The organism is Mesorhizobium sp. M0437 (assembly GCF_040321335.1).
Taxonomy (GTDB): Bacteria; Pseudomonadota; Alphaproteobacteria; order Rhizobiales; family Rhizobiaceae; genus Mesorhizobium.
Window position 1 is genome coordinate 1 of sequence record NZ_JAMYRK010000061.1, and the last position, 11,705, is coordinate 11,705.

At 58.1% G+C, this 11,705-nt stretch carries 10 protein-coding genes and 1 pseudogene; 6 read left to right on the forward strand and 5 right to left on the reverse strand.

The features are described from left to right. Positions 1-182 (forward strand): annotated as a pseudogene (locus tag NKI72_RS27330) (IS3 family transposase); the annotation flags it as partial. Here NKI72_RS27330 and NKI72_RS27335 read toward each other — a convergent pair. Then, positions 169-438, reverse strand: coding sequence for an SgcJ/EcaC family oxidoreductase (locus NKI72_RS27335; RefSeq protein ID WP_352851379.1), 270 nt, complete (start codon positions 436-438; stop codon positions 169-171). The pseudogene NKI72_RS27330 and the gene NKI72_RS27335 overlap by 14 nt on opposite strands. 625 nt (positions 439-1,063) lie before the next feature. Between NKI72_RS27335 and NKI72_RS27340 the strand changes: the two genes are divergently transcribed. Beyond that, positions 1,064-1,750 (forward strand): DUF6946 family protein, encoded by a 687-nt coding sequence (locus tag NKI72_RS27340; protein WP_502908999.1) that lies wholly within the window; start codon positions 1,064-1,066, stop codon positions 1,748-1,750. Then, a complete protein-coding gene (locus NKI72_RS27345; protein ID WP_352851383.1) occupies positions 1,744-2,283 on the forward strand; it encodes a hypothetical protein in 540 nt (179 codons plus the stop codon). Before NKI72_RS27340 ends, NKI72_RS27345 begins: the two co-directional genes overlap by 7 nt. Before the next feature lie 299 nt (positions 2,284-2,582). Here NKI72_RS27345 and NKI72_RS27350 read toward each other — a convergent pair whose 3' ends face one another. The 4 genes from NKI72_RS27350 to NKI72_RS27365 all read right to left on the reverse strand — a co-directional run bounded on the left by NKI72_RS27350 (position 2,583) and on the right by NKI72_RS27365 (position 7,994). Then, on the reverse strand, positions 2,583-3,110 hold the full coding sequence (locus NKI72_RS27350) for a HEPN domain-containing protein (RefSeq protein WP_352851385.1): 528 nt from the start codon (positions 3,108-3,110) through the stop codon (positions 2,583-2,585). A 949-nt stretch (positions 3,111-4,059) separates the two neighbouring features. Next, entirely contained in the window at positions 4,060-5,163 is a 1,104-nt protein-coding gene (locus tag NKI72_RS27355) for a mandelate racemase/muconate lactonizing enzyme family protein (protein WP_352851387.1), read from the reverse strand. 26 nt (positions 5,164-5,189) lie between these two features. After that, positions 5,190-6,293, reverse strand: a complete 1,104-nt coding sequence (locus NKI72_RS27360; protein ID WP_352851389.1) for a mandelate racemase/muconate lactonizing enzyme family protein — start codon at positions 6,291-6,293, stop codon at positions 5,190-5,192. A gap of 147 nt (positions 6,294-6,440) precedes the next feature. After that, the gene (locus NKI72_RS27365; protein ID WP_352851391.1) at positions 6,441-7,994 is read right to left on the reverse strand and encodes an ABC transporter substrate-binding protein; all 1,554 of its coding nucleotides are present in this window, start codon (positions 7,992-7,994) and stop codon (positions 6,441-6,443) included. A gap of 200 nt (positions 7,995-8,194) precedes the next feature. Here NKI72_RS27365 and NKI72_RS27370 point away from each other — a divergent pair, with 200 nt between their 5' ends. Genes NKI72_RS27370 through NKI72_RS27380 form a run of 3 tightly spaced genes read left to right on the forward strand, consistent with a single transcriptional unit; the run spans position 8,195 to position 11,698 of the window. After that, positions 8,195-9,151 carry an ABC transporter permease gene (locus NKI72_RS27370; protein WP_352851393.1) on the forward strand — a complete coding sequence of 319 codons (957 nt, stop codon included), beginning with the start codon at positions 8,195-8,197 and terminating at the stop codon, positions 9,149-9,151. Further along, the gene (locus NKI72_RS27375) at positions 9,148-10,059 is read left to right on the forward strand and encodes an ABC transporter permease (protein WP_352851395.1); all 912 of its coding nucleotides are present in this window, start codon (positions 9,148-9,150) and stop codon (positions 10,057-10,059) included. Before NKI72_RS27370 ends, NKI72_RS27375 begins: the two co-directional genes overlap by 4 nt. Continuing rightward, complete coding sequence (locus NKI72_RS27380; protein ID WP_352851397.1) at positions 10,046-11,698, forward strand: ABC transporter ATP-binding protein; 1,653 nt, start codon at positions 10,046-10,048, stop codon at positions 11,696-11,698. Before NKI72_RS27375 ends, NKI72_RS27380 begins: the two co-directional genes overlap by 14 nt. Positions 11,699-11,705: the final 7 nt, after the last annotated feature.

The window sequence follows — 11,705 nt, forward strand, 5'->3', positions numbered from 1 at the left end:
TGTACAACACCGCCCGGCCGCATTCCCAAATCGCCTGGCAGACACCGGCCGAGTTCGCCACCACCTTCAATCTGCGACGGTCGCTCGCGCTGCGCTGTGCCAAAGGCTCCGCGCCAGCGCCCGTCGCTCCACCCGCCCAGCAGGGCACAACCCACGCCGGAAACGAACTCAAAACTGGATAGAAACTGGGGGCAACGTCAGAGCCAATTCCACAACCGACGAGACTTCGCCTTCTAATCGGCTATCCCGAAACATGGTGTCATGAGTAGCTCGGTGCGCCGCTTCGATTTCGGATCGGCTCTTCCACCAAACACCTACGACGTTGACGAAATTAGCATCAGAAGCGAACAGAGATGCGAACTCATTCATATCATGCCGGTTCCAAGCGTTCGCAAAAGCGGTAGCGACATGCTCGGGCTTGCTAATCGTCACGCTCATGACCCTACGTCTCCTTCATACTTTCCGCTAAGCATATAGGCGCGTTCAAATTTCAACTGAGACACTACCCGATGATCCTGTCTAACCGCTTAGTGATTCACAGACAGACAGCATGCCTTCATGCATAGCCTGACGCCCATATTCTCCACCGTGACGGCCTCCTTTCTGGCCTCTTTCGTCGAGGTGGTCGAAGCCTTCACCATCGTGTTCGCCGTCGGCGCCTCGAGCGAGGCTCTTTCAAGCCGTCTTAGTGAAGCACGCAACGAGGCCTGCGGCCGACCAGCTAGGCGATACGCCGGTCGGCGCGGTCCATAAAAAAGCTGCGTTGGGTAAAACTCCACATCAGCCCTGAGGGTCGCCGCTCGATCCTTGCGTGGCTTCGGATCGCCGGCGGCGGTGCCTGAGGCACGCGCGCCGGATGTAGAGCCCAACAGTTTTGTATCCACGGCAAGCACCATATCTTCGTACCGTCGGTTTGTTCGATGCCAGCGCGGCGGCTCGGGTCTCTAACGGGATCGTCAACCGGGATGCTCCCTACTGTCGAGACTTTTAACCGAGGTTCACGATTCATCCGCTAGGATTGGCGTGAGCGGCAGGGCGAACCTGCTGGTAGCGGGGTCATTCATTGGGCATTCTGCGAAATATACGGCGGACGCAGGTTTATATTCCCAGCCAAGGTCCAACGAGTTGGCAAGCCTTCCTCGCAGAACCTGAGAGGCAATGGCGAACCGGCTATTCGGCAAAGACGCTTGCTCACTGTTGGGAAAGTGCTGACGGCTTGCCGGCTGAAGTCGCGCAGATGTTCGATGGCCCGGCCGAGCTGCTACTGGCTTTGCCCGAGCATAGGGTGCCACTCGACGGGGGCAACCGTGACAGCCAGAACGACGTGTTTGCGCTTATCCGCTTCGGCGAACAGACCTGTGCTGCAACCATCGAAGGCAAGGTAAGCGAGCCGTTCGGACCGACCGTGGGCGAGTGGTATGCCGAACCATCGCCGGGAAAGCGAGAGCGCATGCGCCAACTATGCGGCTTGCTCGGCTTCGATGATGTGCCGCCATTGCATATCCGTTATCAGTTGGTGCATAGGGCGGCTTCCGCGCTGATCGAGGCTCGGCGGTTCAAGACCGATGAAGCCGCCATGATCGTCCACTCGTTCTCACCAGCCCGAATGTGGTTTGACGATTTTGCCACTTTCGCACGCCTTCTCGGTGCCGAAGTTAAACCGGACCTGCCGAGCACGGTGATCTTAAAGTCAGGGCAGCGGCTCCGCTTGGGCTGGGCCACCGGCAATGAGGATTTTCTCAAATGCTAAAAGCTCCGCTGGATGCCAGTTCGACCAGCATGGGAGCGACCGCCCCGAAACGATATACGACCAAGCAGATGGGCGACGCTTGTGAAATGATCGTTGCCGCAGAACTCACGCTAGCGGGGATCCCCGCTTTGAAAGTTCCCGACAACTGGCCCGGCTACGATGTGATCGCGCAACCCGTCGACCGGCCAGCGCAACGTGTTTCGGTGAAGTCGCGGACATTTAAGCGGGGTGCTGCCTACGTCGGCTACAACGACTATGACCAATTCGATTGGCTGGCGATTGTTCTGCTGCCATCCGAGGGGTTCAAAGCTCGCGCAATCTACCTCGTCCCACGACCAGAAGCCGAGCGGTTGGCGCGACGTGACAAGGCAACCAGCAAGACCGCTGCGGAACGATACTTTCGTGTCGATCAAGTCCCCGAGTTGTTTGCAGAGTGGGATGCCAATTTCGAATTAGCGACGCCAAATGTGATCGAGCCGGGCGATGCAGTTGTGCGGACGCCATGTTCGGAGAACGGCGCGATGCTCGGGTAAACCTCGCCACCACGCTTGTTACTGGGAAGGATGCTGGCTGTGCGCCGCACACAAGGTCTCAGTCCAAAATCTCTAAGAGGGATCCCAGAAGCTCGCTAATCTTATGACTTTCCGTTGAAGCGCCGGTTTACAATGTCACCATGCATGTGGTGAAGCCGACCGGCCGCCCTTACTCCCTGCTCGAAATTTGATGCGCGCCAGACAGTACCGACCTTTCAGCTAACGGGTGGATCGAATGACGCTTTTAAGACACCATAGCGAAGGGACGGTTGTTGCCGAAGACAGCCGTTTCGCTCACGTCAGGCTGCTGTGGGGTTCCCGTGACAGCTCCGCAGCGGAAATAGTGCTCTGCATGCTGGGCCGACCGGCTGCGGCATAATTGAGGACAAGCCGATCAATATGGTCACCTTTGCCGCCACCTCGTCCAGAGTAGCGGTAAGCCGGTTTATCTGGGAGGCGGTTGCAGCCAGCTCCGGGCCGTAGCGGGTGACGAGATATTCCCGGTTCTGGCTGAGGGAGTGAAGATGTTGGGCGGTTTTCGCGCGAAGGCGCAGCCCCGCTTCCAAAGCGAGCTCCGTGCGCGCCGACAGATCATGCTGCATCTTTCGGATTTGATTGGGGCTGCGCCCACGGTGAAGCAAAAGCGCGGTCAGATAGAGTTCGATCGCATGGATCGCCGACAACCTGAAGGGCGCTCGAGTGAGTGGTTTGCCTGGCCGGCCGAGCCGAAGCAGCATGGTTGCCGCCTTGCGGTACTCTTCCGCAAGCTCGTGGACCTGCAGCGGGGAGGCCAGCTCACCTGGGTATTTTCGTTCTTCAATCTCCATTCATGCAATCTCCATTCCTGCAATTAAAATGCCACGCCGAAGTTTTGGTAAAGAGCAAAACAATCTTATTCTTCAGCACTCTCCATGTCTTGGCATCGCTATCGCAATCCCGACCCAGAGCCGCCGCGGTGGGTCTGGGATCCGAGGCGACCGCAGTGGTTCTCGACGAATAAGAAGGGCACATGCCGCGCCTGGTTTGTCGTTGCCTCGCCGATCGGCGCCGGAAGAGATCAGGTGGGCGTCTCCCTGCGGGCCGGGCTGCGGGCTTCGCTGAAGCCGGCCTGCGGTCGTCTTCACCCCTTCAGGCACGCATCCCTAACGCGCCCGCTGCCGCACCTCCGGCGCTTAGCCTGCTTGAGTGCGGATAAAGCGCCTTGCCTCATTACCGAGGCAGTTTCTTCATCTCCGCTGCGAACCCGACGTGCGCGTTTCCCGCATCCGCCTCTCCATGCGTGACTTCGACCACAGGGCGAGGGTGCCTGGTAGCATTCCAGGGCTCATTCAATCCATTCCCAGGCGCGGGCACCGTGCGCATACCGCAGGCGTTTGCGTCGGCGAACTGGGCGGAGTTTCTTCTAGGCAATCTGCATCTCTGACCGGGTTGAGCTCGTCAATGATGTAGGCGAAGTTTCGAGCTTCCCTCGCCTGGGGCGTCAACTTGCCGTTCGAAGTGGAGAGCATGCCGAACGAAGCGAAGAGAACCAGCCACCGAGATCGGCGCCCTTCTCTTCGAATGCACCGATCTTCCGCCCTACGCTCATGCTGTTCAGGAGGCGACCGGACTCCCAGTCTTCGATGCTTCCACATTGATCAATCTCGGCGCCGCTTCCGTGATGCGTAGCCGGTTCCATGGATACTATTGAGGGCGCACCAAATGCACAGCCCATCTTCAACATGCGTTGGAAGCGACCGGTAGGGCTCATATGGCTGATCAACAAAACTCGGGGGGCTAGCGGTAAGAAGCAACCGGCGCGCCCAAGCTCTCAAGGTCGGGCTCAACCCCCAGCCCAGGCGCGTCCGATGCAAACATCTTCCCCTCACCGGTTAATGGGCCAGGGGTGCCGGTGCGCTCGTTATTGTAGTTATGCAGATCCGTCGTATTGATCAGGAACTCACTGGGGGTGGAGGCGGCAAAATGCGCTACCGCTGCCGTGGTGATTTCGCCGCCCCAGCTATCTTCGGAAACGACGGGGATGCGATTATCTATAAGCATATCCCGCATACGGCGCGCCTTGGATAGACCTCCTTGCTTCGAGATTTTTAGACAAACGACTTCCGCCGAGCGATCAGCAATGACGCGCCTCACCATATCGAAGCTATCAATGCACTCATCGAGCTTCATCGGCAGATCGACCTTGCGCCTCACCTGCAGGCACTCGTCATAGGTCTGGCAAGGCTGCTCCATGATATAGTCAAGGTCACGGGTGGCCTTGCCCACACTGAGGGCTTCGTCGACGCGCCATCCCTGGTTTGCATCGGCAAAGGCCTTCTCGCCGGGAAGCAGGCTGGGCACGGTTGCGCGAATGCGTTCTATATCGTCTACCCAGTTAGCGCCGACCTTAATTTGAAACTGCCGATAGCCCTGCTGACGAAGGCTGTTCATCTCAGCGACCATGTCCTCTGGCGCTTTTTGAGGCGCGACCTTGTAAAGGGGAGCGCCATGCGTGTGTCGTCCCCCAAGCAGCATCCACACAGGCTGCTCGACCGCCTTGCCGAGAAGATCCCAGCAGGCTGCGTCGAATGGGGCCTTCGCGTATCCATGACCGCGTATCGTGTTGTCCATGATCCTTTCAATCACCCCGACCTGCCGCGGATCATGCCCCATGATAGCGGGCGCCAGCAGTCTCGCAGCCGCTTCAGTCCCTTCGCCATGGGCTTCCATATAGTTTTCCCCGCAGGGGCAGAATTCGCCCGCGCCTGTGAGGCCAGCATCGGTGCCGATAACCACGACTGTCGATCGAGCGGTCGCGATTGCATTTCCTCGGCCCCATTTATAAACCCCCCCGATGTAGGTGAGGTTCTTGCGATAAATATCAACTGAAGTGATTTTCATTTTCGGTAGGGTCCCATTGTGTCGGCTTAGTTGATAATTGCACTCGATTGACCAAGCACGTCAGGGTCAGGATTGACGCCGATCCCCGGTCCCTCAGGCGGCGAGATCTCACCGCCACTGCGCACGGGTGCGCCGGGATCCAGGCGCGGCGCAACATACCCCGACAGGTCGCAGGTGTTCAAAAGCCGGCTCACGGGGGTGGCGGCCGCCAAGTGAAGCAAAGCTCCAGTGGTGACGTCAGATCCCCACGTATCCTCGATGCACATCTTGGCGCCGAGGTGCAAACACAGATCGCGAAGGCGACGAAGGGCGCTCAGTCCGCCTGATTTGGAAAGCTTCAACGCGACGGCATCCATGCAACCGAGATTGTAGGCATGTAGCAAGGAGCCGCTGTCATAGGCGTTTTCATCGATTTTCATGAGGAGACCTGTGGCAGCCCGAACTGCCGCGCACTCTTCCAAGGTCGCGCAAGGCTGTTCCAGCATGATGTCGAGTGACGCGACGGCTTTGCCGACGCGGGTCGCGTCTAACCGGGTCGCACCGCAATTCCAGTCTCCGTAGACAAGAGGACCGGGGCCAACCGCCTCGCGCACTTGACGAAGCCGCGCTACATCGGTCTCCCAATTGTTGTCTGTACCCAGCTTCACCTGGAACTGCCGCATCCCTTCGGCGAGGGCCTCCCGCGCGATACGCGCCATTTCGTCCGGTGCAGTACAGGTAATTGAATGATACAGAGGCATGCGTAGCGCCTGTCGCCCGCCGAGAAGGGCGTATAGGGGCAGTTTTGCGACTTTGCCTGTGATGTCCCAAAGTGCCAGGTCCAGCGCGGATTTTGCGTAAACGTGCCCCTGGAGCCATCCGTCGAGCTTGCTCATCAAAGCTTCGGGTCCGATAGGGTCGGCCCCAATAATAACAGGCGCCATATATTCGAGCGCTGGGCGGACACCTTCTGCATACGCGGGTAGATAGTGGGGGATCGGGCAAACCTCGCCCCACCCCGAGATGTCTTCATCGGTATCAACGCGAACCAATACCGATGTCACGGTATCGCAGGTTTTTCCGCCGGCCATGTGATAAGCAACATGGCTGGTCAGGGCAACCTCCCAGACCACGAGCCTTGTTATTTTCATGCTGGTCCTCGCCCATGTCTAAGAACATTGAACTAATTGGTTCAATGCCGTGGTAAATACACAGTGCACCCGGGGGAGGGTGCGGTGGAAAGACGTGTCACCCCGAAGAAGAATACAGTCCCCGGGGTGATCTCATGCTGCGCTTTTCTACTCCGTGAACCAAGCGCGCTCGGCCAAACGCGCGCCCGCCATTGAGCGAACGAGATCAGGAGCGACGCCATCGACCTTCGTGCTGTAGCCGTCCAACGTAGCAGGGAACGCGAAGATGCAATTGCCGCCGTCTTGGCTGCAGATCGCCTGCATTTCATGATACATCGATCGACGCTTGTCCACGTCGAGCTCCGTGCGGGCGCTTTGCAGCATTTGGCTGAAGCGGTCGTTGCACCACCTCGTTTCATTCCAGGGAGCATTGCACTTGAACGCAAGCGAGAACATCATTCCGGGCGTGGGCCGTGTACCCCAATAGGTCGTGAAATACGGTCGCTTCATCCAGATGTTGGACCAATATCCATCGTCTGGTTCTCGCTTGACGGCGAGATTGATCCCGGCGGCTCGCGCTTGCTCGGCCATCAGAACGGCAGAATCGACGGCGCCCCCAAAGGCGGCGTCGGCGGCACTAAGTTCCACATCGAGCGACGTAAGCCCGGCCTGCTTCAAATGCCACTTCGCCTTGTCCGGATCGTACTTGCGTTGCGGCAAGGACTTGTTGAAAAACGGGTCGTTGCTCGCGATCGGCTGGTCGTTGCCGACTTCCGCAAACCCCGAGAAGATGCTGGCAACCAGCTTTTCGCGGTCAATTGCGTATTTAATTGCCTCGCGGACATTGTTGTCCGTATACGGCTTGTTGCCGATGTCCATGGCGCTACCGACGTACGCGCCGCCGACCGTCTCCACGATTTTTAGCTGCTTGTTTCGCTTTACCAACTGCACGATCTTCGGCTCGATACGGTCAACTGCGTCGACAGCGCCTGTGGTTAGGGCATTGGCTCGAGCAGTAGCGTCATTGATATAGGTGAATTCCACGCCATCGAACCAAGCGCGATCGGCTTTCCAGTAGTTCGGATTGCGATGGGCACTAAGCGTCACACCCGGCTGGAATTTATCGAGGATATAGGGTCCCGTCCCAATAAACGTGGTCCAGTCTTTGAAGCCCTCGGGCACAATTTGAAGGTGGAAGTCGCCGAGAATAACTGGAACGTCAACGTCGCCGGTTTTGTGTTCAATGACAACGACGTTGGGCCCGTCGGCGCGAATGTCGGCAAAATCCTCAAGGAGGCCCTTTGCCGCCGACTTGGAGTCCGCTGCGATATGCCTTTTCAGGGAGTAGACCACGTCGGCTGAAGTCAGCTTCCTGCCGTTTGTGAATTCCACACCCTTGCGCAGCTTGAACGTCCACGTCTTGGCATCTTTGCTGGCCTCCCAGCTCTCAGCTAATTCCGGAACTGGGCTCTTGTCCGGCGCGAGCTCGACTAGATTGTTTCCGAAGAGCCACCCACTGGCATAATTAGGATCGGAAAAGTAGGACATGGGATCGAGGCTGTCGGCGGTTGCGCCCTGGGAATAGCCTATACGTAAGGTTCCTCCTCGCTTGGGGGTCGAGGCCAAAGCCGGGCCGCCGCGCAAGCTGGCGCCTGCAATCGCCGCGGCGCCGGCGACGAGCACGGTTCGCCGCGTCGGACGCCATGACAGGTGACCATTCATGGAGATTCTCCCATTGTACCCCACCCTGTTTCACCGCTGTTGTGGGGCGAAGAACAGCAGCGCTTTGATGAGCATGCCAACGGAGGTCCTTCCCGACTTATTCGCTTTGTCCGACCATCCGCTGGTTGACGAAGGTACGATTGTTTTATTAGGCTGTCCATACAAAAACATTTGTGCCATGACTGTGGGCGGAGGGACCGATGGGGAACATTCCAAAGCTGATCATCAAGCGCCTCGGCCTGGGGATTTTTGTCCTATGGGTGGTGTCGCTTTTTATCTTCCTCGGGGTGTCCCTGCTTCCCGGAGATGTGGCGACCGAAATCCTGGGCCAGTCCGCCCTGCCTGAAACGGTCGCGGCCTTTCGGCACGAACTGGGGCTCGATTTACCCCTTCACATAAGATATGTGCACTGGCTCGGTGGATTGCTTACCGGGGATCTCGGACACTCCCTCGCAAACGGGCGTGCCGTCTCACAGTTGATAGGTGAGCGGCTGGGCAACACCTTGTTTCTGGCAGGCGTTGCCGCCTGCTTCTCTGTACCGGTGTCCCTGCTCTTGGGGTTGCTCACAGCACTTTATCGTGGCTCGGTCTTCGACCGCGCAACGAACGCGGTCACACTCACCTGGATCTCATTTCCCGAGTTCTTCGTCGCCTACATTTTGATCATGTTCTTCTCCGTCCAGGCGGGCTGGTTTCCCAGCCTGTCGACGATGAGAGATAGCGATAGCTTTACGCATTCCCTCTACTTGGTGACGTTGCCGGCACTGACGCTCACGCTGGTGGTCGCCGCGCATATGATGCGCATGACGCGTGCGGCAATTATCAGCGTTCTGGGCAGCCCGTTTATAGAGATGGCAAAGCTGAAGGGTATTGGCCAGCGGCGGGTCATTGTGTGGCATGCGCTACCCAATGCCTTGGCACCAATTATCAATGTCGTGGTGATCGATCTCGCCTACCTCATTGTAGGCGTTGTCGTGGTCGAGGTTGTGTTTGTCTATCCAGGACTCGGGCAGCTCATGATCGACTCCGTTCAGCGCCGCGACATTACGGTCGTTCAAGCCTGCAGCCTAATTTTTGCAGCGACTTACGTTGCGCTGAACATGATCGCAGACGTGTTGTCGATTGCGACCAATCCGAGGCTTATGTACCCCAAATGAGTACTTCCGCTGATCTTTCCCCGCGGCCGAGCATAGGCCCGACCGGCGGGCCTCATCACCAAGACCCCCGCCGCTTTAGCGCACTGCTCGAAGGCCTTCGTGCGGCGCCACTAAGCGCCTGGTTCGGTCTTGTCATCGTTGCCATCTACATCGTGGTTGCGCTATTTGCGTCCGTAATCGCCCCGTACGGAGAAGGCCAGGTGGTCGGTTCACAGTTCGATCCGTGGACCGCCCAGCATCTATTGGGCACTGACAATCTAGGTCGGGACACGCTGTCGCGGTTAATATACGGGGCACGAAACACCGTCGGCATCGCGTTTCTGACGACATCCCTTGCCTTTCTTATTGGCGGCGGCGCGGGGCTTGTTGCGGCTGTCGTCGGCGGTTGGGTCGATCAGGTCCTGGCGCGACTGGTAGACATCCTGATGGCAGTCCCACAGCTGATTTTCGCCTTGCTGCTGCTTACGATTTTCGGTGCGTCGGTCACTTCGTTGGTTTCGATTATTGCCGTGCTCGACGCGACGCGCGTCTTTCGCCTGACGCGCGCGGCTGGAATGAACATCGCGGTCATGGATTATGTGGAGGTAGCGCGCCTGCGGGGGGAGGGGCTGATCTGGATACTCTCACGTGAGGTGTTACCGAACATTTTGCCTCCGCTCGTGGCCGAGTTCGGTTTGCGTTTTTGCTTCGTTTTTCTCCTGATCAGCTCCCTTTCGTTTTTGGGCATCGGCCTGCAGCCACCTACGGCAGACTGGGGCTCCATGGTGAGGGACAACGCAATTCTTATCACCTACGGTGATATCACCCCACTGTTGCCCGCCGCCGCCATTGCCCTTCTGACGGTCGGGATAAATTTTCTAGTGGATTGGTTTCTGCACAAGACGAGCGGTTTAGATGACGAAACTTGATAATGTCCGCGGCGCCAAAGGCGACGTCATACTGGATGTGAAAGGACTTCGAATTCGTGGCAAAAGCAAAGCCGGTTGGGCCGAGATCGTCAAAGGGATTGATCTCACGCTGCGACGCGGTGAGATACTTGGTCTTATCGGCGAATCTGGCGCCGGCAAGTCGACGATAGGGCTTGCCGCCCTGGGGTATGTTAAACCTGGTTGCCGGATCACGGATGGAACCATCCTGTTCGCCGGCGAAGATTTAAGCGAACTTTCCGAGGCAGAGTTACGCCGCCTCCGAGGCGTTAGGATCGCTTACGTCGCTCAGTCGGCGGCAGCTGCCTTCAATCCAGCGCACCGGCTTATCGATCAATACACCGAAGTTGCCGTCGTTCACGGTATTCGCGATGCCGCGTCCGCGCGCGCTGAGGCGGTCGAACTTTATCGAAAGCTGCATCTGCCTAATCCGGAATCCTTCGGCGAGCGCTTTCCGCACCAGGTCTCCGGCGGTCAGTTGCAAAGGGCGATGGTGGCGATGGCGTTGGCTTGCAAGCCGGATATCATTGTCTTCGACGAGCCCACAACCGCCCTTGATGTGACCACTCAGATCGAGGTGCTGGCAGCGATCAAGGATGTTGTCCGCGACTTCCACACCGCGGCGATCTATATCACCCATGATCTGGCGGTTGTCGCCCAGCTCGCCGATCGTATCATGGTGCTCCGGCACGGCGAACTGGTCGAAGAAGGCAACACCCGGCAGATCTTGGAGCAGCCTTCAGCCGACTATACGCGCCAGCTACTGAGGCGTGATCCTCCAAAAAGCGACACGACGACCGCAAGTCGAAAGATCCTAACCGTCTCCGCCGTGGATGCCGCTTACGGCTCGATAAAGGTACTCCATGACGTCAGCCTCTCCGTAGGGGAGGGCACCACGGTAGCGGTGGTGGGTGAATCAGGCTCTGGGAAATCAACGCTCGCGCGCGTCGTCACTGGTCTGCTGCCGTGCAGCAAAGGTACCCTTTTGTTCGATGGCAAACCGATTGATTCCTCGCTCAGACGCCGCAGCCTGGATTTACGACGGCGCATCCAGCTTGTTCACCAAATGCCCGACACATCGTTGAATCCGCGCCACCGCGTGCGGGAGGTACTCGGGCGGCCATTGACCTTCTACCACGGGCTCGTGGGCCGCCCTCGCACAGCACGTATCATTGAGCTGCTTGAGCAGATCGAGCTCAATCCCACTTTTCTGGATCGCTTTCCCGAAGAGCTCTCAGGTGGACAAAAGCAGCGCTTGTGCATCGCGCGGGCCTTAGCCGCGAAACCCGATCTGATCATTTGTGACGAGGTGACATCGGCCCTCGATCAATCGGTGGCGCAGGGCATCCTTAGGCTGCTGATGGAGCTACAAAAGAATCTGCGGGTTTCATATCTGTTCATTACGCACGACTTGCAGATCGTTAGAGCTATCGCAGACGAAGTTGTTGTGATGAATCAAGGGCGCATCGTTGAGCAAGGCCCGAAGGATGAGTTCTTCGCCCCCCCATATCATCCTTACACGGAGCTCCTCCTGACCTCCGTTCCGCAGATGGACCCGGACTGGTTGGACTCGATCCGAGAAACCCGTGCAGCGTTAGCCAGAGCGGTCAGCCTGGCCTGACTGCCTT